Origin of the sequence: Saccharospirillum salsuginis (assembly GCF_014651855.1) — a bacterium.
Classification (GTDB): domain Bacteria; phylum Pseudomonadota; class Gammaproteobacteria; order Pseudomonadales; family Natronospirillaceae; genus Saccharospirillum; species Saccharospirillum salsuginis.
The window spans coordinates 182439-205434 of record NZ_BMXR01000002.1; the positions used below are offsets into that span (position 1 = coordinate 182439).

The 22996-nt window shown below is 59.4% G+C and carries 21 protein-coding genes; 12 read left to right on the forward strand and 9 right to left on the reverse strand.

Annotated features, from left to right (window positions below):
• Positions 1 to 92: 92 nt before the first annotated feature.
• Both IE111_RS04040 and IE111_RS04045 read left to right on the forward strand, forming a co-directional pair.
• Positions 93 to 560, forward strand: a complete 468-nt coding sequence (locus IE111_RS04040; protein WP_189607219.1) for a PEP-CTERM sorting domain-containing protein — start codon at positions 93 to 95, stop codon at positions 558 to 560.
• Between the two features lie 205 nt (positions 561 to 765).
• The gene (locus IE111_RS04045; protein ID WP_189607220.1) at positions 766 to 1236 is read left to right on the forward strand and encodes a hypothetical protein; all 471 of its coding nucleotides are present in this window, start codon (positions 766 to 768) and stop codon (positions 1234 to 1236) included.
• A gap of 79 nt (positions 1237 to 1315) precedes the next feature.
• Here the strand turns inward: IE111_RS04045 and IE111_RS04050 are convergent, their stop codons facing one another.
• A complete protein-coding gene (locus IE111_RS04050; RefSeq protein WP_189607221.1) occupies positions 1316 to 3985 on the reverse strand; it encodes an ELWxxDGT repeat protein in 2670 nt (889 codons plus the stop codon).
• Between the two features lie 179 nt (positions 3986 to 4164).
• On the opposite strand from IE111_RS04050, the gene IE111_RS04055 reads away from it, so the two are divergent.
• From IE111_RS04055 to IE111_RS04065, 3 genes are all read left to right on the forward strand, one after another.
• On the forward strand, positions 4165 to 4500 hold the full coding sequence (locus tag IE111_RS04055; RefSeq protein WP_189607222.1) for a PadR family transcriptional regulator: 336 nt from the start codon (positions 4165 to 4167) through the stop codon (positions 4498 to 4500).
• A gap of 3 nt (positions 4501 to 4503) precedes the next feature.
• Positions 4504 to 5448 (forward strand): hypothetical protein, encoded by a 945-nt coding sequence (locus tag IE111_RS04060; protein ID WP_189607223.1) that lies wholly within the window; start codon positions 4504 to 4506, stop codon positions 5446 to 5448.
• 123 nt (positions 5449 to 5571) lie between these two features.
• Positions 5572 to 7137, forward strand: a complete 1566-nt coding sequence (locus tag IE111_RS04065; RefSeq protein ID WP_189607224.1) for a sensor histidine kinase — start codon at positions 5572 to 5574, stop codon at positions 7135 to 7137.
• A gap of 51 nt (positions 7138 to 7188) precedes the next feature.
• Here IE111_RS04065 and IE111_RS04070 read toward each other — a convergent pair whose 3' ends face one another.
• The 3 genes from IE111_RS04070 to IE111_RS04080 form a co-directional block, all read right to left on the reverse strand.
• Positions 7189 to 7557: a DUF2750 domain-containing protein gene (locus IE111_RS04070; RefSeq protein ID WP_189607225.1), complete on the reverse strand. Its 369-nt coding sequence runs from the start codon at positions 7555 to 7557 to the stop codon at positions 7189 to 7191.
• A gap of 158 nt (positions 7558 to 7715) precedes the next feature.
• On the reverse strand, positions 7716 to 8765 hold the full coding sequence (locus IE111_RS04075; RefSeq protein ID WP_189607226.1) for a hypothetical protein: 1050 nt from the start codon (positions 8763 to 8765) through the stop codon (positions 7716 to 7718).
• 96 nt (positions 8766 to 8861) lie between these two features.
• Complete coding sequence (locus tag IE111_RS04080) at positions 8862 to 9632, reverse strand: SGNH/GDSL hydrolase family protein (protein WP_229805212.1); 771 nt, start codon at positions 9630 to 9632, stop codon at positions 8862 to 8864.
• Positions 9633 to 9864: 232 nt separating this feature from the next.
• Here IE111_RS04080 and IE111_RS04085 point away from each other — a divergent pair, with 232 nt between their 5' ends.
• The 3 genes from IE111_RS04085 to IE111_RS04095 are packed head-to-tail and all read left to right on the forward strand — an operon-like array spanning position 9865 to position 12381.
• On the forward strand, positions 9865 to 10833 hold the full coding sequence (locus tag IE111_RS04085; RefSeq protein ID WP_189607227.1) for a DUF2157 domain-containing protein: 969 nt from the start codon (positions 9865 to 9867) through the stop codon (positions 10831 to 10833).
• The gene (locus IE111_RS04090) at positions 10830 to 11882 is read left to right on the forward strand and encodes a DUF4401 domain-containing protein (RefSeq protein ID WP_189607228.1); all 1053 of its coding nucleotides are present in this window, start codon (positions 10830 to 10832) and stop codon (positions 11880 to 11882) included. Before IE111_RS04085 ends, IE111_RS04090 begins: the two co-directional genes overlap by 4 nt.
• On the forward strand, positions 11875 to 12381 hold the full coding sequence (locus IE111_RS04095; protein WP_189607229.1) for a GDYXXLXY domain-containing protein: 507 nt from the start codon (positions 11875 to 11877) through the stop codon (positions 12379 to 12381). The genes IE111_RS04090 and IE111_RS04095 overlap by 8 nt, the downstream gene beginning before the upstream one ends.
• On the opposite strand, the gene IE111_RS04100 is transcribed toward IE111_RS04095, so the two are convergent.
• The 5 genes from IE111_RS04100 to IE111_RS04120 form a co-directional block, all read right to left on the reverse strand.
• Positions 12376 to 13287, reverse strand: a complete 912-nt coding sequence (locus IE111_RS04100; protein ID WP_189607230.1) for a response regulator transcription factor — start codon at positions 13285 to 13287, stop codon at positions 12376 to 12378. The two genes, IE111_RS04095 and IE111_RS04100, sit on opposite strands and share 6 nt — an antisense overlap.
• Complete coding sequence (locus IE111_RS04105; RefSeq protein ID WP_189607231.1) at positions 13284 to 16694, reverse strand: hybrid sensor histidine kinase/response regulator; 3411 nt, start codon at positions 16692 to 16694, stop codon at positions 13284 to 13286. Before IE111_RS04105 ends, IE111_RS04100 begins: the two co-directional genes overlap by 4 nt.
• 301 nt (positions 16695 to 16995) lie before the next feature.
• Positions 16996 to 18378, reverse strand: coding sequence for an FAD-binding oxidoreductase (locus IE111_RS04110; protein WP_189607232.1), 1383 nt, complete (start codon positions 18376 to 18378; stop codon positions 16996 to 16998).
• Positions 18379 to 18435: 57 nt separating this feature from the next.
• The gene (locus IE111_RS04115; protein WP_189607233.1) at positions 18436 to 19626 is read right to left on the reverse strand and encodes an alkane 1-monooxygenase; all 1191 of its coding nucleotides are present in this window, start codon (positions 19624 to 19626) and stop codon (positions 18436 to 18438) included.
• 78 nt (positions 19627 to 19704) lie between these two features.
• Positions 19705 to 20184 (reverse strand): Mut7-C RNAse domain-containing protein, encoded by a 480-nt coding sequence (locus IE111_RS04120; RefSeq protein ID WP_189607234.1) that lies wholly within the window; start codon positions 20182 to 20184, stop codon positions 19705 to 19707.
• A 112-nt stretch (positions 20185 to 20296) separates the two neighbouring features.
• Here IE111_RS04120 and IE111_RS04125 point away from each other — a divergent pair, with 112 nt between their 5' ends.
• Genes IE111_RS04125 through IE111_RS04140 form a run of 4 tightly spaced genes read left to right on the forward strand, consistent with a single transcriptional unit; the run spans position 20297 to position 22993 of the window.
• Positions 20297 to 20917 carry an anthranilate synthase component II gene (locus IE111_RS04125; RefSeq protein WP_189607235.1) on the forward strand — a complete coding sequence of 207 codons (621 nt, stop codon included), beginning with the start codon at positions 20297 to 20299 and terminating at the stop codon, positions 20915 to 20917.
• A gap of 43 nt (positions 20918 to 20960) precedes the next feature.
• The gene (gene trpD / locus IE111_RS04130) at positions 20961 to 21998 is read left to right on the forward strand and encodes an anthranilate phosphoribosyltransferase (protein ID WP_189607236.1); all 1038 of its coding nucleotides are present in this window, start codon (positions 20961 to 20963) and stop codon (positions 21996 to 21998) included.
• 3 nt (positions 21999 to 22001) lie between these two features.
• Complete coding sequence (trpC, locus tag IE111_RS04135; RefSeq protein ID WP_189607237.1) at positions 22002 to 22811, forward strand: indole-3-glycerol phosphate synthase TrpC; 810 nt, start codon at positions 22002 to 22004, stop codon at positions 22809 to 22811.
• Positions 22811 to 22993 (forward strand): hypothetical protein, encoded by a 183-nt coding sequence (locus tag IE111_RS04140; RefSeq protein ID WP_189607238.1) that lies wholly within the window; start codon positions 22811 to 22813, stop codon positions 22991 to 22993. Before trpC ends, IE111_RS04140 begins: the two co-directional genes overlap by 1 nt.
• Positions 22994 to 22996 lie beyond the last annotated feature (3 nt).

Genomic DNA, 22996 nt, shown 5'->3' on the forward strand with positions numbered 1-22996 from the left:
CACATAACTCCCTATGGGTAGGCTTGTTGGCGAGTTGGCATAAATAGTGCTGGTGCGAAGATCAACCTTACGCCGTATGATTGGAGCAGTTCATGAAGGTCCTAACCACTCTCGCTTTTTCCCTGGCCGCCTCTTCGTCCGCCTTTGCCGGCCTCATCACTGTCGATTACCAGGCGACAAACTCCGGTTACTCGTCTATTGCGGGTTCATTCTCAGGAACGGACACGAATAACGACGGCTGGCTGACCTTTAATGAGCTGGACAACTGGAACACCAACTACGGCGGCGGCGCCGGTTTTGCCGACCTGAACGATCTCGGCGACTTTGATTACACCAACAACATCTGGACACCGAACGCGTTCCAGTGGGATCAAGTGACTGAAGACGCCTACATGACCTGGAACAACTGGAGCTATTCAACCTCCACGTCCAACTACAACTGGATGTTCGATACCGCCGTGGAGAATATTGCAGCGGTTCCGGAGCCGGGTTCGTTGGCTCTGTTGGGCTTGGGCATTGTGGGTCTTGGCCTGGCGCGTCGGAGCAAGAAAGCAGCCTGAGCTGATTGACCACAGCCCCCGCAGTTGACGGGGGTAAGAATAGAGGCGTAACCCGCCTCTTTTTTTTGCCTCAAGGATATGCTGTTGGTGGACGTCGGTTGGCGATCATTGGTGTTTGTCTCTCGCCTTTCGGTTGTGTTCAAATATGTAGGGCGAGGTTTCGTCATGGAAGCAACACATTGTCACCCAAAGGATTCGACCCACAATGAAACGCCCCTACCCGAAAGAGTCCGTAGTCTTCTGGCTGAGTGCTGTCTATCTGATGGTTTTCTGTAACCTGGCAGTATTGATCCTGGGTTGGCCATCCCGACCAACACTCAAACAAGTCGTCATTTTGTCCGGCATAGGCTTTTTGCTCGCCCTATTTGAAGCCGCCCGTGAGGATCTGGTGGTGAAACGCTGGATTAGGAAGAAAGCGGCACGACGACGGAACCAAGTGTCCCTGGTGAAGGCTTGGGGGTATCTGGCCGCCAACACGATGATCTTTCCGGTGTATTTTCTTGGTTTTTTTTGGCTTTTGTTAATTTGGAATCCATCGGGGTGGGACGCGGACCGTTGGTTGCATACGTTGATTTTTGCTCTTCTGATCGGTCTCTACGATAGTTTCAGTAAAACGCCAATACTGGATGGAATTCGATCGCTGTGCCGACAGGTAATGACGAAAATATCGCGGTAGTCGCAAGGTTGAAGGTGCAGTCCACCATCCTGTCTTCAAGCACGACGAGTTCATAGGAAAACTGGCACCGTAAACTCATTTACTCCACCAAACGCGTCCCCTCAAGTGTGCCGTCACTGACCCAGGTAGAATACCCGCTGCCGTATCTGGGTTCGGCGACAAAGTAGAGTCGGTTGCCGATGACGGTGAGGTCTGATGGGTCACCCCCATAAGTCCCAGGGTGCACATCGATTAACAGTTCGGCGCCACCTACCGTGCCATCGGTTCTCCACAGTTCGTTACCCGATTCAGACGTTACACCAGCAAAGTATATGTATTCGTTGAAGGCGGCTATGCGGCCTTGGCTGGTTGTGGTGGTGTCGGTGACTTGGTAAGTACCGTCTTCAGTGCCGTCGGTTCGCCATAGTCGGTAGCCATCCAGATGGGTGATGAAATAGGCGATCGATCCCACTGCAACTATGTCTTCCGGGCCGGAGCCGTTGGGTCCGGGGTTAATGTCTTTCACGCGATGCGTGCCTTTGGCCGTGCCATCGGTTCGCCACAGTTCCTTACCGAAATCCACTTCCCAGGTGCTGAAGTACAAGTAGTCACCCACTACCCCCAAGGGTTCCAGATAATTTCCTTCTTCACCGGTGTAGATGTCCTTGACTAAATAGGTACCGGCTTCGGTACCGTCCGTGCGCCATAGTTCTTCACCGTGGTCCGGGTCCGACGCGGGAAAATACAAGGTTGAATCGTGCACCATGAACGAGGGCGCCTCGACGATGACATCGGCCAGTGAACCCACGCCTGTCAATGGGTAGGTGCCGGCTTGAGTACCATCGCTGCGCCAGAGACGTGAGTAGGCGTCATCATCGAGCGCTTCGAAGAACAGAAGGCCGTTCAAGGCCGTCAGGTTATCGACTTCATACAGTGAATCCCCCTCGGCACTGAGTATGGGAACTGTACCGCTCTCGGTACCATCGCTGCGCCACAATTGACTTTGGTAACCGCCATCGACTCGGAAGTAAACGGTCGAACCCATCGTGGTTAAATCCTGAATGCCATCTTTTAACGGATACGAGGCAATGGCTTTCACGCGATGCGTGCCCGCCTTGGTACGGTCACTTCGCCACAGTGACCAGCCGTTCTCGCTGTCGTAGGCGGTGAAGTAGTCTTCGCCATCCAGATGGGTGCTGGCTTTACGGTAATCGGACAGGGCGACGCTTGGCCAACTGGCTGGGTGGGCCTGGTTGATGTTGCTTACTATCCGGGTTCCGCTTTCGGTGCCGTCACTGGTCCACAACTCCGCCCCCTTTGTTGCGTCGTTGGCAACGAAGTACAGGTTTTGGCCCAGGGCGAAGATATCGTTGTTTCGGCGGCCCAGATAGCTGTCGTCCACGGAGGCAACTCGGGTCGCACCACCTATGCTGCCGTCCGTACGCCACCATTCACCAGACCCCGCGTCAATGCGTGCCGTGAAGTAGAGCGTGTTGCCCACGGTGTGTAATGAGGTCAGCGTGGCATTCGTCAGGTCGCCGGTGGTGTCTTCGATCATTACGGTACCTTCCGGTGTGCCATCGGTTTTCCACAATTGATGCCCGGTACCGCTGCGTTCGACGATGAAATAGAGCGTTGAACCCAGGGTCGCTGTGGGGCCGATCGAGTAGGGCGCTGTGTTGTCAGGTGAGATGTCTTTGAGCGGCTCGCTGCCTTCGGGGGTGCCATCGGTTCGGATCAGCTCGCAACTGTTGTCTTCCAGTTCTCTTACGATAATCAGTGAATCGCCGAGAACCGGAATAGTGGATTCGGTTCCGCATCGTACCCCGTTTTCAAACTGGAGGGTCGTACCGTCGGCGGTGCCATCGCTGCGCCACATTTGACTGCGGTCTTTGCCCACCAGCAGGTGGAGCTGGTCGTTATGGAAGGCGGTTGCAACTGTCGAGTCATCGGTAGTGTAGGTGTCCCCCAAGTGGATTGGTTGGTGGGTTTCGCCGTCGATATATCGAAGTGTTACGTCATCGTCGGTTAATTCCAGCAGATACAGGTCATTGCCGTTTGGGATCAATCGATGCTCATGGTAACGGTTGAGGTCCATCACCCATTGGGTACCGTCGGACGTACCGTCGCTGCTCCACAAAGACAGGGAGTCTGCGTCGCTTTCCACCAACAGGTAGAGCTGCTGTTCGGCGGCTACCACGATTTGATTGTTTGTGTGGGACGAGTTGGGGAAGCCATCTTCAATACCCGGACGAAACTCCTTGACCAGCCAGGTACCGTCTTCAGTGCCGTCGCTGCGCCACAATTCCTGGCCAGCGTCTGGCGTAGACGCGAGGAAATAGAGCGAGGATTCCATAGTGACCAGGTTGGTCGGGTAGCTGTTCGGGCTGCCGGGGTTGATGTCCTTGACCATGACGGGGTCACTGCCATCGAACCGCCACAGCTCCGTACCGTGGATGCCGTCCGATGCCGCAAAGAAAGCGTGTTGATTCAGTAAGACGGTTTCGACGTCGTAGGGGAAGGCACTGCCGTCACTGCTGCTGTTGAGGTAGGTCACCACTTCGGCATTCCCGTCCGCATCGGTACGCCACAACTGGTCGTTGACTGAGATCAGGGTGAATTCGTTCGTGGTTGGTACAGTACCTTCGTCCTTATCCCCATTTCCACCCGGTGGGTTGGGGTCACTGGCCGTTGAGCAGGCCGTAACGGAAAAAATAACGGGAATGAGCCAGGTCAGGTGTTTGGTTGAAGGGATTGAGGCAAACAGCATGCAGGTACTCTCTGGCGGATCGTCTCGTGCGGTTGAATAACAGTCCATGTCCATACGCCGCGTTGAACAGGAAGTGCGGCAGGCAGGCGTGATGTAGTCCGTCAGTCTATAGGCTTCAGGCTTGACAAAGACACTGTGTGGCATACAGTGAGTGCCATATACTATGTGATACACAGTAAATGGAATCCAACCCGACATTCGACAAGTTACGCCTGGAGTTGCGCCGAGGGGTGCTGGTCATGGCCGTGCTGGCCCGGCTGGAGGCCGAACACAGCGGCTATTCGTTGAGAAAGCGGCTCAACGATGACGGCATCGCCATCGACGAGGGGACTTTGTACCCCCTGGTACGCCGCCTGGAAGCGCAAGGGCTGTTGTCCAGCCAGTGGCGAGAGGAAGGTAATCGAAAGAAGCGCTTTTATCGATTGACCGATTCGGGGCGCGACGTCCTGCACCGGTTGAGTGAAGAGTGGCGTTTACTGGGTTCCGCATTGGAGCCGCTTTTACCGAAGGAGTGAACCATGGACTTGATCAGACGCTATAGCGATGCCGTAACGGAGTACTTGCCCCCGGCGGAACGCCGGTCCGTCGGGGACGAACTCTACGACGACTTGTGCGAGCAATACGCGGAGCAGTCGCATGAAACAGGCAGTGAAGAACACCAGCTGACGTTTCTGCGCCAGCAACCGCCCCCGATGAAGATGGCCCGTCGGTTCATTGGGGAGCGCTACCTCATCGGGCCGGATCTGTACCTTCCCTATATTCGCAGTCTTCGGGTCGCGACCGTGCTGGTGGCGGCGCTGCATCTGTTGTTGTGGGTGGTCAAGGTCGCGCTGGGAGAAGGCGGCTACATTCAGACCACAATACAGCAGTTGGCGTCCTTCCCGGGGACCTGGCTGGTCGTAGCCGGTATCCTGACTCTGGTTTTCGCCGTGTTCGAGCGGACCGGTGAGCGCATTGGTAGCGCGGTCGACTGGCGTCCCGAGGTGCTTCGCAGCCGGGATGTCAGCGTTCGGATTCCGGTGGGTGAAACGCTCTTCGACATGGTGGTCGCGCTGGTGGCCCTGCTGTGGTGGAACGGTGCGGTCCGGTGGCCGCTGCGGGTGGAACATGCCGGGGAGACCTACGCCTGGTCCTTACCCGAGATCAGCGTCTTTGTGATGGTGTTGGTCAATGTTTTGCTGGTCATCGATCTGGTGTTCGCCGCTTTCAAGCTGATCCGTCATTATTGGCGTCCGTCAATCCGGTCGATGGATATCGCGATCAATCTCATCTGGATGGGGCTGTTGCTGTATGCGATTCAGGCCGATGCATTGCTTGTCTACGCCAACGAACCCCTGCCGGAAACCCTGGTCAAGCTGCAATCGGCGCTGGAGTTGTCGATTCGCCTGGGGTTGACAGTTGTTGTGGCCATACTGGGCTGGGAGGTGTTGTCCCAGGGGCGTCGGTTGTTGAATCGAACCTGATGTCGCTAAAATGCGGACTGGTTCGCATTCTGGCGAGAGTCGTTCATACTGGGGGTCTGGAGGGTGCCGAAGTCAATAGGGACTGCCCGGACACCTCCCTCAAGGACGCGAGGAGCCCTTTTCATGTTCCGAAATTCTGGTCGCTGGCTGCGGTGGTTGGCCGTGATCGCTCTGGCCGGCGTGGCGCTGGTCGAGTTTCTGCATTGGGAGATTGGCGAGCAGCGTCGTCAGGACCAGTATCAGCGTCTGGTGCAGGTCGGTGCCGACGTCCGTGCCCAGATGGAAGCCCGTCTGTCGTCGGCCCTGTTCCTGTCGACCGGCCTGGTCACCTACATCGAAAGTCAGAAAGGCGATATCGACGGGGGCGAGATGACCCGTTGGCTGTCGCGGATGCTCGAACAGGACGAAGCCATCCTGAACATCGGCGTCGCGCCCGACAATCGCATCCAGTATCTGTATCCGCTGCAAGGCAATGAGGCCGCCATGGGTTTGTACTATCCAGATTTGCCGGAGCAGTGGCCCGAGGTGCAGGCGGTCATGGACAGCGGTAAACCGGTGCTGGCGGGACCGGTATCGCTGGTTCAGGGAGGACGCGGCCTGGTCTATCGAGCCCCGGTCTTTGTGGATGGTCAATACTGGGGGCTGGTCAGTACGGTGATGGATGCCCCGGTCGTCTTCCGGATTCTGGAGCAGGCCAGCCAGAACCAGAACGTCGACATTCAGCTGTACCGACTGCGCGGTGGCGAACCCGAAGTCCTCTGGGGCGAACCGGTGGACCTGGAGCGGACCCAGTACACCAGTGTCATCACCGTGCCGGGGGCGACCTGGCGACTGCGCTTTCAGCCCCGGGACGGGGACATGTTCACCTGGTTGTTCCGCCTGAGTGCCTACAGCCTACTGGCTGTGATGGTGGCCCTGGTCGGCGTGGCCATTCGTGCCTGGCTCAAGCAACAGGGTCAGGAACGGGCGCTGCGGGAAGAGTCCGAGCGTCTGAAAGAAACCCTGGTGTCCACCGTCAGCCAGGAAGTTCGCACGCCGTTGAACAATATCCTGAATGCGCTGTCCCTGCTGGTGAAGGGCAAGGAAGGCGAACTGCAGCCCACAACCCGTCAGATGATCGAATTGGCGCATCGGAATGCCGAGTGGGTCCTTACCCGTGTGGATGAGTTGGCCAAATATGAGTGGGCCGGGGCGGGAATCGTGGACTATCAGCCCGCTTCCCATCGGATGACGGATCTGGTGGAAGAAGCCATGCACGCTCTGTCGGGCATGGCCGAGACCCGGGGCGTTGTGTTGGTGGCTGGCCAGATCGAGCCCGAGGTCCGCTGCGTTCTGGATGCCCGCCGCTTCCGGCAGGCAATGACCACGGTCATGACCAACGCGATTGAAGCGTCGCCGGCCGGCACCCAGGTGGAGGTCAGCGTACGTCAATACGGTCAATGGTGTGAGGTGTCCATTCGGGATCAGGGGCCGGGCCTGCCGGATGCGACCCGTCGTCGTCTTTCCCGCTGGTTCCGCTCTCGCAGCGACGACGCCGGGGACAGTAACGGCCACGGCATGAAACTGTCGGTGATCAAGGCCTTGATCGAAGGCATGGGCGGCACCCTGACTTATGTGAGCAAGAAAACCGGCACCGTGTTCCGCATCAGCTTCCCGACCGATGCGGCGGTGGAAAGCCCGGTGGCTTGAATCCGAACGGCCGCATCGGGGTGTGGCCGCCCGAGTGCACTGTAGCGAGCGTCAGTCTTCGGTTTCCAACTGGTCTCTGAGTTCGGCGGGGGTCATGACAATGCCTTCCTCGTTCACGCTCGGGAACATCGCCAGCGAATAGCCATCTTCCTCCATGCCCGGTAACCAGCGGCTCATCCAGGAATCCAGATCGATCGAGGCCGGGTAGCAATCGTCCCAGTCACCGCTTGCCCATTCCTTGGCCAGTTCGGCATGTGGCCAGATGGGCAGGCATTCCACCCGGTCGGACGACATCAGCACGACGCCGTCGACACTTTGCAAAGTCCATACCTGTTCGTTCTTGATGATGGCGTCCAACAGATAGTCGTACCGCTCTTCGGCCGACAGGTTGGACAGGGCTTTTTGGTCTTCCGGGCTCATAGCGGCCCTCCTTTCTTTCACAGGATGGATTGGACAAAGGGGCTAAGGAGGCCCCTCAAATCAGTAGGTGTGGTCAATGGCGTTGAATTACAGGGGGTTGATTCGCGCCAAGATTAACCTTTTTCATCCCTTTACGCGACAAGGAAGGGGGCTTTGCCTCAGTTCCGGCCGTATACGCGCGGTCGTTCGTAGCGGAAGAAGCCGTTTTCCTCTTCGAGCCGAATGGTTTTCGCCTCGACGCCGAAATACTGTTCTCTCAGGTCATTCAAAGCCCGGCGCCGTTCATCACCGGTCAGGGTCGATACCAGGGTTTCGCGCTCGGCCATGTAGGCGTGGCCGTTGTTCCAGCGTCGGTTTCGTTCCTGGTCCCGTTTGTGCAGCCGCTCCACCTGTTCTTCGCTGTAGCCCATTTGCCGGCGAATGTCGTCGATTTCATTCTGCCGCTGTTCAGGCGGTAATGCTTTCAGCGTTTTCTGGACGGAAGTCAATCCGAAAAACACTTTCGTAATGACGCTGTTAACGTCCCCGTACTGGGCCAGGTCCTCGCCCAGAGTGTCTTTCATGCGAGTTTCCAATTGATAGAGGGTTTCATCGAGTGTGCTGTGCTCGGCCTGGTTCAGTTCGGCCAGCAGGGTTTGCATTTCCTCCTGTTTGCGGGCCAGTTTGTTACGTTCATCGGCCCAGATCAGGTCGGCGTCGTCACCGAACAGTTCGCGTCGTTTGGCCCAAAGGGTGCCGTGTCGTTCGAGCGGGGCGAGATCCATAAGCGCGGCGGTTTCCCGGTCCAGCCAGTCGTTGTAGCGGTCCAACTTGTCCATCAGGGCGAGGATGGCCCGGGCATGGTCGGGAAAGGCCTGTCGTATTGCGCTGTTGAAGTCGTTCAGGCCTGAGGCCGGAAAGCGTTCCATGACATCCAGGCGGATGCGATAGAGCCGGGCCTGGATGCTGACTTCCTCGATGCGAGGCCCGAACTCCGCCTTCAGTTCACGGGCCAGGGCGTCCACGAAATCCCGGGGCGACTCGGTATTCGCCGATGCTTGACGGTTCGTTGTGTTCGCAGTTTTAAGCGGTTGTTCGATATTCGTCGGCTGGGGCGACACGGTCGTCCCGACCAGGGCGTCCGGTTTCGGACTGTTCAATCGATACCAGGTAGCACCACCGGCGGCGATGGCGAGCGTTGCGACCAGGGTCAGAGTCTTGATGAGCATGGTGAGAATCCTGGGTCATCATCGTTATTGTTGTTTTGACTACCGGTCGGGGTGGCTCGGTCGAGCCACCCCGTGCATCCAACACAGAGGGAGGGTTTACAGCAGGGGTTCGAGCACCGGCCAGGTCAGGTCGGCGAGCTTTTGGGAGCCGCTGCTGTTCGGGTGGATGCCGTCGACAATGATGTCGCTGTCGTTAATGCTGTCGCGCGGGTCGACAAAGGTGCAGTCCGCAACGGAATACGCGCACGCCTGGGACAGACGCAGGTCACCGTAGTCGATCGCTTCCTCCATGCTGTCGAGCAACAACAGCGCATTTTTGGTGTGGTAATAACCGACGAATACCACGTTGTCGACGCCGTCGGATTGCATCCGGTTCAGCAGGTTGACCGCGTCGACATAGACATCGTCGACCAGGTTTTTACAGCTCTGACTGAGTCTGCCGAATTCGTACCACTGGGTCTTGCAGTCGTAAGGGTCGAGCATGATGGCGGGAATCAGAATGTCGTTGCCGCCGCCGTCCATCACGATGGTGTCGATGGCCGGATTGTCGTCTTTGGCGATGGCATACTGATCGACGATCGAGGTGGCGATGATGCCGCCGGCCAGCTCGGCGCCCGACAGGGTATAGCGTCGGAACGATTCACCGGCATAGTCTTCGAGGTTATCCTGCAGCTTGCCCGACAGTGCGAAAATCGAATCGCCGATGGCGACCACCTGGTCGTTGTCGGCGTCGGAGACACGCGCGTTACTGGCCAGTCCGCCGGGTCCGCCGCAGCCCACAAGGGCGCCGGCGAGCAGGAACACACAGGCAATCTTCAGTCGATAGAAAGTTGATAGGGCCCTTGCCTTGGGACCAACTGCGTTCATTATTGTTGTCATAACAGTGCTTCCATTGTTGTTTTTGTGCTGGATGCGTCGGCGAGGTTAGCAAGGGCGGCTGAGTAAGATGTGATTGATCACACAAAGTCACCAAATAGTGGGGCACCCTTGAATTTGCATCACAATTGTTCGATCAAAGCGGGTTATTTTTTAGCCCGGGTCGCATAAACTGTCCGAATGCGCGATACAACAATAAGACGCGACACCCAAGGAGAGACTCGTGGCATCGACCCGCCGACAATTCATTGATCTGATCAAACAGGACGCCCTGGCACCGAAGGATATACAGAAGGCTTTAACGTCTTCCGGCCTCTATCCCGGCGGTGCCGACTGGTATCGATTTCTGGACCGCTTGCTGCTCTGGATGGCCAGCCTCGCACTGGCCGCGTCGGTCGTGTTTTTTGTAGCGTATAACTGGGATGCGTGGGGGCGATTCGCGCGCTTCGGGATTGTCGAGGTGGCGATACTGCTGGCTGTGGCAGCCTATGTGCGCTGGGAGCATCACCGCATCGCGGCACAGGCTGCCTTGCTGGCGGCGACGTTGTCGCTGGGTGCGTTGCTGGCGCTGGTCGGACAGGTGTATCAGACCGGAGCCGACCCCTGGCAATTGTTCTTCGCCTGGGCGGTGTTGATGCTGCCTTGGGCTTTGCTTGGCCGGGCGGTCATTCTCTGGGTGGTCTGGGTCGCCTTGTTAAACCTCTCCGGGGTGTTGTATTTCCAGTCGTTCGGTCTGTTCGGCCTGATGTTCGAAAGCGCCTGGTCGATGTATTGGCTGCTGTTTCTGTTCAATGTGCTGGTTCTGGGGGTCTGGGAAGCGGCCGCGTTGCGCTGGACCTGGCTGGCCGTGGACTGGGCACGGCGCCTGGTTGCGGTCGCGGCCGGTACCGCCATTACCTGGTTGACGCTGCTCGCCGTGTTTAACGATCGCCACCCCGAAGCCATGCCTTTGCTGGCTTACGGGCTCTGGCTGGCCGGGTTGTATGTAGCCTACCGGCGCTGGCGTCTCGACCTGTTCATGTTGGCCGGTGGCTGCCTATCGGCGACGCTGGTGGTTACCGCTTTGCTGGCTCGCTATGTCTTCGAAGGTAATGAGATGGCGGGCTTCGGGATCATCGCACTGGTTATACTCGGCCTCGGGGCGGCGTCGGCCCATTGGTTGAACACCCTGCACAAGGAGGTGAGCGCATGACCCAATCGTCACACGACTTGGCCGACCGACTTCAGGCGGCCGGTGTTCCTGTAGGGCCGGTACAGCCGGTGGAGCCCGAATCCCCCTGGTTCGTAAAAACGCTGTTGGCGCTTTCCGGCTGGCTGGCGTCCCTGTTTATTCTCGGTTTCCTCGGTCTGGCACTGGAATCGGTGGTCCGCGAGGCGGGCGGTGCCTCGGTTGTGGGGGTGATCTGTCTTGTGTGTGCCTACGGATTGTTCCGGCTGGCCGGTAACGATTTTGTTGAGCACCTGGGTCTTGCGGTCAGTCTGGCCGGTCAATTATTGATCGCCTGGGCGCTCAGCGACCAGCTGAATTTCGATCTGAACAGCCTGTTCTGGGCGGCTCTGTGTGCGATTCAGTTGTTTCTGGCGATAGCCATGCCCAACTTCATCCACCGTGTGGTCACGATGGGATTTGCCTGTCTTGCCTTCGGTGTGGCCATGTACATGAGTGGCTGGTTGGCGTCACCGGCGGGAGTGCCCTTGCTGGCCTTGGTGGTGCTTTGGCTGAATGAATTTCGGGTGCCTCGTTGGGCTCGGGCCTTTCAGGCGCTGGGATATGGCCTGGCGTTGGGGGTGGTGATTATCGGGCTGTTTCTTCGCTTCGGTTGGGCCGACGAGATCTGGCCCAGCCAGATCCCTCAATGGACAACCTGGGTGGATAATGGCATCGCGTTATTGGCATTGGTGTTATTGCTGGTGGCGATATTTCAGCGGGTCGACTGGCAGGTCGACTCCAAGGTGATCACGCTGGCCTTCTTCGCGTCCATAGGCATCGGTCTGTTGTCGCTGGAAATCGTTGGCCTGGTGCCGGCGGTTGTCTTGCTGGTATTGGGGTTCGCGGTGTCCAATCGGTTGTTGATGGGGCTCGGAATCGCAGCCTCACTGTTGGCGGTGTCGAGCTATTACTATTGGCTGGAGGTGACCTTGCTGATCAAAGCGGCCACGCTGTTCGGTCTTGGTGCTGTACTGCTGCTCGTACGCTGGGCTCTGGTTCGTTGGTTGGGGCGGGAGGTGAACGATGCGTAAGGTCTGGGTGGTTGCCTCGGCGCTGGTGGTGTTGGTCTTGGTCAATCTGTCCATCGCCATGAAGGAGTATCACCTGGCGATGGGCGAAGTGGTCTATCTGGAGCTGGCGCCGGTCGACCCGCGTTCGTTGATGCAGGGCGATTACATGGCATTGCGGTTTGCGTTGCAAAACGATATCCGCAATGCCCGGCAGAATACCTCGGCAACGGTGAATGGTACCGCGATCGTGCGTCTCGATGAGAATCGGGTAGCGCAATTCGTTCGACTGGATGACGCCGATGCGCCGTTGGCGGAAAACGAAATCCGTCTGCAGTATCGGATCCGGAACCACTGGGTGAAGATCGCGACCAATGCCTTTTTCTTCCGGGAAGGCACGGCCGACCGGTACGAGGCGGCCCGCTACGGGCGTTTTCGTGTGAATGATGACGGCGCGCCTTTGTTGGTCAGTTTGCACGATGAGTCGCTGAATAATCTGGGTGAGATGGATCGAGGGCTATAACATCGCCAGTTTGCGCAGGGCGATGCCGGCCGCCGACGTTCGGTTGTCGACCTCCAGCTTGTGAAAGATCGTCTCCAGGTGTTTGTTCACCGTACGCGGGCTCATCTCCAGAATTTGCGCCACCTCCCGGTTGGTCTTGCCGTTGGCGACCCAGTACAGCACCTGGGATTCACGGTCCGTCAGACCCAAAGTTTCCTTGAGCCGCCGAGGGCCACTGGCGTGTTCATCCTCGATCAGTTTCAACAGGGTCTCGCCGTTGTCCTGCCGGGCGATCAGGCGGACACTCAACGGCTGGTCGAGACCGGTCAAACCGAGTTGATGCTCCGGCTCCGGGCCGTGGCTCAGCCATTGCGCAACCTGTTCGGCCAGTTCTCCCTGTTGCCAACTATCCGAACCCTGTGCGCGAGCCAACAGGGCATGCGCCTGGGGCGTGGCCCACCGGATCTGGCCTTGCGCATCGACGGTCAACAGCGTTTGGCCGGTACGGTCCAGCGCCGTCTGGGCGCTGTTGGTCAGCCGGGCGTTGTTCAGGTGCACCCGCATCCGGGCGAGCAACTCCTCCGGATTGATCGGTTTGGTCAGGTAGTCGACGCCGCCGGTGTTCAGACCGCGAACGATGTCCTCGGGGTCGGTCAGACCGGTCATGAAGATCACCGGGATGGCGGCCAACTCGGGGTCGGTTTTCAACGCCCGGCAGGTGTCGAACCCATCGAGGTGCGGCATGACGGCGTCCAGCAGAATAATGTCGGGCCGGATGCGACGGGCGATGGTCAGCGCCTGTTTGCCCTCCAGTGCGACCAGCACGTCCAGGCCTGCGGTCTCCAGGGCATCGTTGATCAGGCTCAGCGCATCCGGTGAATCGTCGACGACGAGAACGACGTCGGTGCGTTGGATCTGGGGTGTCATGACGGTTCAACCTCCAAACTCTGGGCCAGTTGTTCGAACTGCAGCGACTGGCTCAAGGTGGTCAGATGGTTCAGCGTGGCGTCGCTCAACACGCTACTGTCGGTCAGGCGTTCCAGGGCTGTACGGACGCCCCGGGTATAGCCGATGTCGGCGCAGGCTTTCAATTCATGGATCAGCGGGTGGTCCGGGATCGACAGCGTCGGAGTGTTGGCGAGACCCACGGTATTGGGTGGGTTCGGCGCATCGTCCTGGTAGATCCAGCTGATGCGCAGGTGTTGCGCGAGTTGGTCGAGCAACGGCAGGTTACCGACCGGTTTGATCAGGTAACCGTTGTAGTCGGCCTGAGCGTTCGGGTCACGCTGATGGTCCTGGGCATCGGCCGACAGCATGACGATAGGGGCCGAGCGAATGCGTTCATTGTCCGACTGTCGTAACGTCCGGGCCAGCTCCAGGCCGTTCATGCCGGGCATGGAGATGTCGAGCAGGAAGAGATCGGGCGTGACCCGGTCGAGCATGGCCAGGCAGGTTTGGGCATCGTGCGCTTCGAGCGTGGTGAAGCCCAACGGAATCAACAGATCGGACAATAGACCGCGCAATACCGGGTCGTCGTCGACCAGACACAACGTCAACGGCCGGCCTTCGTAACCGACCACCCGCTGTGGCCGAATCGGCTTGGGCGCCGCGTCCGTAACCCAGGGCAACATCAGGCTGACGGTGAAGCAACTGCCATGACCCAGATCGCTCGTCACGTCCAGATGCCCGCCCATTATTTCGGTCAGCAGTTTCACGATGGTCAGGCCCAGACCGGTTCCGGGAACGTTCGGAGTATCGGCGTTACGCACGCGCTCGAAAGGATCGAAAATGCGCTCCAATGCATCGGGCGGAATGCCGGCGCCGCTGTCGCGGATGGTGAACTCGGCGACCTGGTTGCGATAGCGAATGTCCAGATGCACTTCGCCCTCGGCCGTGTATTTGATCGCATTCGAGAGCAGGTTGATCAGGATCTGGCGCAGCCGTTTTTCATCCGTATTGACTTCGCGCGGCAGCGGGTCGTGTATCGTGCAATGACATTGGATGCCCTTGTCCCGCGCCTGCATGGCGAACATGTTGGCGAGCTGATCGATAAGCTCGGGCAGGTCGACTCGGTTGCGATAAAGGTCCAGTCGGCCGGCCTCGATTTTCGAGACATCGAGCAGCCCTTCGATCAGGTCGGTCAGGTACTGGCCACTGCGATGAATGATCGACAGACCGTGCCGGTGTCGTTCCGGTGTGTCCGGTCGGTCGGACAACAACTGCGCGTAACCGAGGATGGATTGCAAGGGCGTGCGCAGTTCGTGACTGAGCCCGGTCAGGTATCGGCTCTTGGCCGCGTTGGCGCGTTCGGCCAGTTCCTTGGCGCGTTGCAACGCCTGGTCGGTGGCGTGGTGGGCTTCGATTTCCTGCGTCAGTTTTTGCGTCTGCCGGTTCGATTCCTTTTGCGCCACAACCCGGCTTTCGTGCGCTAGTAAAAACAACCAGGCGATGACGCCGGATACGATCAGCAGTGTGAAAAACAAAGTCCACAGCGTTTGCTGCAACAGCAGTGTGCCGGCCAGGTCGTCCGGGACCAGTTGTCGATAGATCACAGCCAGCAAGGCGGCCAACAAGACGTTGATCAACAGTAACAAAGCGACGAATCGGCCCAGTCGGGAATTGACCCAGCGTACCGCGCGCTTCGGTAAAACCAGGCTCAAGCCGTCGAATAATTGTCGCGACAATCGGGCCTTGGGTTTGCAGCTGTCGAGGCAGCGCACATCCAGCGAGCAACACAGTGAACAAATGGGCAGTTCGTAGGCCGAACAATAACTGATGTCCTCCACCTCGAAATCGTTCTCGCACAGACCGCAGGTCAGAGTGGTGTATCGGCCGGGGGATTCGGCTTCGCGATCCATCGGTATCAATTCGGGCGATTGCCGGGCCAGATAAAAACGACCCCGGGTTAACCAGGCGAGTGCCGGTACACTGATGAAGCAGGTGGCCAGGCTGACGAAATGCGCCAGGTGGCTGAGTGTTTCCCCGAAGGCGCCCAGGTAGCTCAGCATGCCGAGTGTCGTCGCCAGCATCATCGAACCGAGGCCGACCGGATTGATGTCGTACAGGTGCGCCCGTTTGAATTCGACGTAAGACGGGCTCAACCCCAGAGGTTTGTTGATCAGCAAATCCGCCGACAGGGAACACAACCAACTGACGGCGACGATGGCGAAAACACCGAGGATGGCTTCCAGCGACTGGTAAATGCCGAGCTCCATCAGGATCAGGGCGATGGTTACGTTGAACACCAGCCAGACCACCCGGCCGGGGTGACTGTGCGTCAACCGCGAGAAGAAATTGGACCAGGCGATGGACCCGGCATAGGCATTGGTCACGTTAATCTTCATCTGCGAGACGATGACCATCAAGGCCGCCAGAATCAGCGCCAGCGCCGGAGTCTGTGTCAGGTACAGAAAGACGGTGCGGTACATCTGTGTCGGGTCGGAGGCCTGTTCGGCCGGCAGGCCATTACGAATCGCCAGAAAGGCGAGGAAGGAACCCAACAGCATCTTGATCAACCCGAACAGCACCCAGCCGGGGCCCGCGAGAATCAACCAGAACCACCAACGCCGCGCGTTGGCCTTCGTTTTTTGCGGCATAAAACGCAGGTAGTCGACCTGCTCGCCGATTTGCGCCACCAGCGCGAAAAAGACCGAGGCCGCCGCTCCGAACAACACCAGATCGAAGTGATCGCTGCCGGGGGTTTTGGCCGGCGCATACTGCGTCCAATCCGGAATCTGTTGGTAGTCGTGAACAACCACGACCACCAGGGCCGAGCATTGCAACAGCAACCACAGCCACTGGGTCCCGGCCTGAAACCGGCTTATGGCCTTGATGCCGTGGGTGACGATGGGAATCACGGCCACAGCGCAGAGGAAATACCCGAGTGGCAGCGGAATGCCGAGCAAGGCTTTCAACGCGGACGCCAGAATCGCCGCTTCGATGGCAAAAAAGATAAAGGTGAAAGACGCATAGATCAGAGACGTCAGCGTTGAGCCGAGATACCCGAAACCGGCACCTCGCGTCAGCAGATCGATGTCCAGCCCGTGTTTGGCCGAGTAGTAAGTGATTGGAAAACCGGTGATGAAAAACAACAGGCACACCACCAGCATGGCGCTGACGGTGTTGATGAAGCCATAGTTCAAGGTCACAGCCGCGGCGATGCCTTCCAGCGCCAGGAAAGCCGTGGCCCCGAGCGCCGTGTGGCCGACCCGCTCGATGCTCATCCGCCGACCGGAATGGGCGGTGAATCGCAGCGCGTAATCTTCGAGCGTCTGATCCGCGACCCATTTGTTGTAGTGGCGTCGGACCTTGAATATTTTCTGTGATGCGGACATGGGATTGTGTCTTTTTGGTGCGCCGGCGCTTTGTTTTGGTGCGTTCGTTATGGGCGGGGCGCGTTATTCCGGACGGCCGACACGCACATCGGCGGCCATCGTCCGGGAGTCGGCAGGAAATTGCAGAGATCGTGCCAAGGGCGCGCGGTTAGTGAGTAGGTTGGATTAGCCCGAAGGGCGTAATCCAACGGTCCAAGCCATGGGGTGGGTAATTACCACCGTAGCCACGTTGGATTACGCCTGCGGCTAATCCAACCTACTGTGTGCCCGGGGGCGAGTGGAGTCGAGCGGCCGGCGGTGGTCAGTCGAAAATGACACCGGGATTGAGAACACCCATGGGATCCAGCGCCTGTTTGAGTTGCCACATGAGCGCGATTTCAGTCTCGCTGCGACTCAATGCCAAATACGCTTTCTTTTCCAATCCGATACCATGCTCGGCTGAGATGGAACCACTGACATGCTGCAGCGGTGAATACACGATGGACTCGATGGCGTGCCGGTTCGAATCGTCCATGGCGTCGCCGACATTGATGAAGATGTGCAGGTTACCATCGCCCAGATGACCGAACACGATCAATTTGGCGGCCGGCCATTGCGCGGTCAGCTCCGATTTGAGTGTGTCGACATAGGGTTCCATGTGCTTGATCGGCAGGCTGATGTCGAAGGCGGCGTAGGGAGCCAGTTTTTTGGTCAAACGTTCGATGTCGTCCCGTATGGCCCACATCTTGGCTTGCTGGGCCTGGGAACTGGCCACGGCGGCGTCGGTGATCAGGTTCTGTTCGAAGGCGGTTTCCAGCGCGGCCTCGAAGGTGGCGGATTCGGATTCGTGATAGTTGGCCGCCTGAATCAGCACGTAATAGGGCGCCTTGTCTTCCAGTGGCAGAGTGTGCGGGCTGTCGTCACCGGCCATCAGTTCGGCGTGGTCGCGCCACATCACTTCAAACGCACTGAGCCGGCCGCCCAGTTGGCGTTCCAGTTGACGCAATAAACGCGACAGGTTGGCGAACTCATCCACCGCGACCCAGGCGGTGCTCAAGCTGTGGTGCAGCGGGCGCAGTTTGAGTGTGACCCGGGTGACGATGCCCAGCGTGCCTTCGCTGCCGATGAAGAGTTGCTTCAGGTCGTAACCGGTGTTGTTTTTCATCAGCGGGCGCAGGTTGGAAACCACGCGGCCGTCGGCCAGCACGGCTTCCAGCCCGAGAATCTGCTCGCGCATCATGCCGTAGCGCAAAACCTCGTTGCCACCGGCATTGGTCGAGGCCATACCGCCGATGGTGCACGACCCCCGTGCACCGAGATCGACGGGGAAATGCAGGCCGTGTTCTTCGGCGATTTCATGCACTTTCTGCAAGGGGACGCCGGCTTCGACGGTAAGGGTGCGGCTGTCCACATCGATCGGTTCTATCCCGGTCAGGCGCTCGAGCGACAGGCCGATCTGGTTCGGAGTTGCTCGCACGCCATCGACGACACCGGTCAATCCACCCATGGGGACAATCGATATGCCGGCCTCATGGCATAACGACAGCGCTTGGGCGACTTCTTCGGTGGACGCGGGACGGATGATGGCGCCGGCCTGGTTCGGGCTGTGGTCGAACCAACTGACGGCCCGCTGGCGGACATCGTCGCCGGTCAATACCTGATGGGCGCCCAGCAGGTCCTGCAAGGCGTGGATCAAATCGTTCATGGGACACCCTGATTCTTGTTTTAGGCGGAATCACGTTGCGCCAAGGCGCGCAAACCGTCAAGTGGCCTGACCCGGTACTTTGGTCGGGGGTGGCCAGCGCCGCAGCAGAGTGCGAGTCCGACCCGGCTGCAGGTTCGCCCGGCGGATATCGCCGTCATAGTGGCGATGCACCCGCTTGTCCATCAACCGGAACCACCAGAACGGCAGGTAGGCCGGAATCAGCAGGCTGGCGTAACCCGAGGGCAATTGCGGGCTTTCATCGAAATGGCGCAGCGATTGATAGCGTCGGGTCGGATTCGCGTGATGGTCCGAATGACGCTGCAAATGGTAAAGCACCAGGTTGGTTACGCGATGGTTGCTGTTCCAGGAATGGCGGGGCTGGCAGCGTTCGTATTGGCCATTGGCGCCTCGCTCGCGCAACAGACCGTAGTGCTCGATGTAGTTGATCACTTCCAGTAGGGAGATGCCGTACAGAGCCTGCAGCAACAGGAAGGGCAGGACGGACCAGCCGAACAGGGCGGTCAGGCCACCGAAGAACAGGGTGGTCAACAATAGGCTCTGAAGGACCCGGTTGCCCCATGAAAAGGCACCGGATCCTGCCCGCTCCAGACGCAGCCGTTCGATGCGCCAGGCCGACCGCACACTGCCCAACAGGGTGCGTGGCAGGAACCGCCAGAAGCTCTCGCCCATGCGGGCGCTGGCAGGATCCTCAGGTGTGGCGACGCGGACATGGTGGCCCTGGTTGTGCTCGATAAAGAAGTGGCCGTAGGCCACCGGAACAAACGCCAGTCGCGCCAGTCCGCGTTCCCAGCGCGTTTTCTTGTGGCCGAGTTCGTGCGCGCTGTTGATGCCGATGCCGTTTATGGTGCCAACCGTCAACACCAGCCCGATCAGATGCCAGAGTGGGAGCGATTGGCTGGCCACCAAAGCGCACCCCAACACGGTGATGGCGAACTGGCTGGGCAGGTAAGCGGCCACCAATACCCGGTAGTAACGATCCTGTTCCAGTGAAGCGATCACGGACTCGGGCGGATTCTGCCGGTCCTCGCCGCAGCCGATGTCCAGCAGCGGAATGACCAGGTACACCAGCACGGGCCCGATCCAGACCAGCGCCGCCCCCTGTCCGCTGAGCCAGAATACGCTTAGAGCTGTCAGCACCAGCAATGGAATGCCTGGCCCGAGCAACCACAGCCATCGCTTGTCGTCATGCCATTCGGGCGTTCGGGAATCGAGGTGTTGGGTGCTCATGCTGTGCCTCTGGGTTTTACCGTCGGTTCGATGTTAGTCGAATCCAGGTGACTGGGAATATAGCACCGTTGGCGGAAATTACCGGTCGAACCAGTCCGGTAGCGCCCGCGCCAGCGTCCGTGTCATGCGCTGTGTGTGCGAACCCGGCCAGTAAAGCCGCTGGCAATGGGGGCAATAAAGCCGGGTGTCGGGATAGTTCTCGGCACTGGGCGGCAGTCGGTCGCGAATTTCCCGGTCGGTGGCTTCGCGCAGCGGGGTGTTGCACACCAGACAGCGCAGAAACAAACGCTCCGGTTTATCCAGTTCACACTGCTCGACCACTTCGGTCAGTTGGCGCAATGGATCATCCCGGGTGATCAACACCGCTTTGCTGGGTCGCAGTTCCTTGACCAGGGCGCGGTCCCGGGTAAGCAGCCATCGATCCTCCCGGTCGGCCATCTGTACCAGTTCGGGGTCGTGGATGGACGGGTCGTGACGGGTGTCGAAATTGAGCACCCGTAACCATCGGGCCAGACGGGCCAGCATGGCATCGGCGAGAAAGCGGGGTTGTTCAGTCATGCGATCAGTATAGTCGACGGGTCCTGACCGATGCAGCGAAGAGGAACCGGATTCGTCGCGCCACCGACCGTGGTAAACTGGGTGCACATGCCCTTCAAGGAGCCGGTCGCCCATGACGGTGGTGATGATCGACAACCACGATTCCTTTACCTACAACCTGGTGCACTATCTGGGTGAGCTGGGGGCCGATGTCGCCGTAGTCCAGAGCGACGCGGTCACCTTGGCCGACCTCGATGCGCTGGCGCCGGCCGGTGTGATGATCTCGCCGGGCCCCTGCACGCCGTTCGAAGCCGGTATTTCCATGGACGCCATCCGGCATTTCGCCGGGCGGGTGCCGGTTCTGGGGGTCTGCCTGGGGCATCAGTGCATCGGACAGGTGTATGGGGCCGAGGTGACGCGCGCCGGCCAGGTCATGCATGGCAAAACCTCCCGGGTTCATCACCGTGATCGGGGTGTATTCTCCGGTCTGCCCAATCCGTTCACCGTGACCCGCTACCATTCACTGGTGGTGCGTCCGGACAGCCTTCCCGAGACCCTGGATATGACCGCCTGGACCCAGCGGCAGGATGGTTCGCTCGAAGAGATCATGGGGCTGCGTCACCGCGACCTGGACATCGAAGGCGTCCAGTTTCACCCGGAATCGATCCTGACCGAGCAGGGCCATGCCCTGTTGCAACGCTACCTGAACCGGCTCGACCGCCAATCGGAGCCTGAACCGGCACCGTCAATCTGATATAGTCCACCCGATAACCGACCACCCTACCGCAGGAGCAGCCATGGAGATCAAACACGCGCTCAAGCGCATCTCGGAGCACGGCCATTTCAGCCAGGACGAAATGCAGTCCGTCATGCGGCAGATCATGACCGGCGAATGTACCGATGCGCAGATCGGCGCTTTTTTGATGGGCCTGCGGATGAAGGGGGAAACCATCGAGGAAATCACCGGCGCGGCTCTGGTGATGCGCGAGCTGGCGGCCCAGGTCACGGTTGTGGCCGACCATCTGGTCGATACCTGCGGTACCGGCGGCGACGGCCAGGACCTGTTCAACGTCTCCACCGCCTCCGCTTTCGTCGTGGCGGCGGCCGGCGGCAAGGTCGCCAAGCACGGCAACCGCGGCGTGTCCTCCAATTCCGGCAGTGCCGACCTGCTCGAAGCGGCCGGCATCAACATCGACATCACGCCGGAACAGACCGCCCGCGCGATCGAATCCGTCGGCGTCGGTTTCATGTTCGCACCGGCGCACCACAGTGCGATGAAGTACGCCATCGGCCCGCGCAAGGAACTCGGCATGCGTACCATCTTCAACATCATCGGCCCGCTGACCAACCCGGCCGGCGTCAAGCGCCAGGTGATCGGGGTGTTCAGCGAAAACCTGTGCGAACCGCTGGCCAACGTCATGCAGCGCCTGGGTGCCGAGCACGTCATGGTGGTGCATTCGCGCGATGGCCTGGACGAATTCAGCATCGGCGGCAGCAATGTGGTCGCTGAATTGAAAGACGGAAAAGTCACCACCTACCAGGTGCGGCCGGAAGACCTGGGCATTGCCACCCAGGGCTTGTCGGGCATGGCGGTCAACTCCGCCCAGGAAAGTTTCGAACTGATCAAGCACGCCCTGACCGGTGCCGATGATGAGATCTCGGCCCGGGCCGCCGACATCATCGCCCTGAATTCCGGCGCCGCCATCTATGTGTCCGGCGCCGCCGACAGCTTCGAGGCCGGTGTGGCCATGGCGCAGGACGCCATTTCCACCGGTCTCGCCTTTGAAAAAATGAAGGAACTGGCGTCCTTCACCGACGCCCTGGCAGGAGACTGATCGTTGAGCGCGACCCAAGCCCCGACCATTTTGAGGAAGATTCTCGACCGCAAGGCCGAGGAAGTGACCGAGCGTTCCCGGCGTATCGGTGCGGCCGATCTGGAACGCGAATTCGATCGGCACCCGGCTCCGCGCGGTTTCACCCGGGCGCTGACCGACAAGATCGAAGCCGGCAAGGCCGGCGTCATCGCCGAAATCAAGAAGGCCAGCCCCAGCAAGGGGCTGCTGCGCGACCCTTTCCTGCCAGTCGACATCGCGCACAGCTATGCCCGCGCCGGCGCCGCCTGCCTGTCGATTCTGACCGACCGGGATTTTTTCCAGGGCCATGAAGATTACCTGATGGCCGTACGCGCCGAGTGCGAGCTGCCGGTCATTCGCAAGGACTTTCTGGTCGACCCCTATCAGATCACCGAGGCCCGGGCCATTGGCGCCGATTGCGTGTTGCTGATCGCGGCCGCGCTCGACCCGAAACAGATGCTGGATCTGCACGACCAGGCCCGTGAACTGGGCATGGACGTACTGGTGGAAGTGCACAACGCTCCGGAAATGGACGAGGCGCTCAAGCTGGATACGCCGCTGATCGGCGTCAACAACCGCGATCTGCACACCTTCGAGGTGTCGCTTGAGACCACGCTGACGCTGAAAGACGCGGTGGACGACGGGCGCACCCTGATCACCGAAAGCGGCATCCTCGAACCGGGTGATGTCGAGCGTATGCGTCAGGCTGGCGTGCACGCCTTCCTGGTGGGCGAAGCCTTTATGCGTGCCGATGATCCCGGGGCCCGCCTGAACGAACTCTTTGGAGCGCTTTGATGCCCGTTATTATCCCGATTCTCGCCGTCCTGTTGCTGGTTCTGGTCGTGGTGCTGAAAGTCACCTCGGCCAACCCGACCACCCTGTCCGACGAGCAGGCCGCCAAGTATTCCAAGTGGATCCGGATTCTGGTGCCGCTGGTCCTGATCGGTGCCGCCATCCGGTACTTTATGGGCGGTTGATCC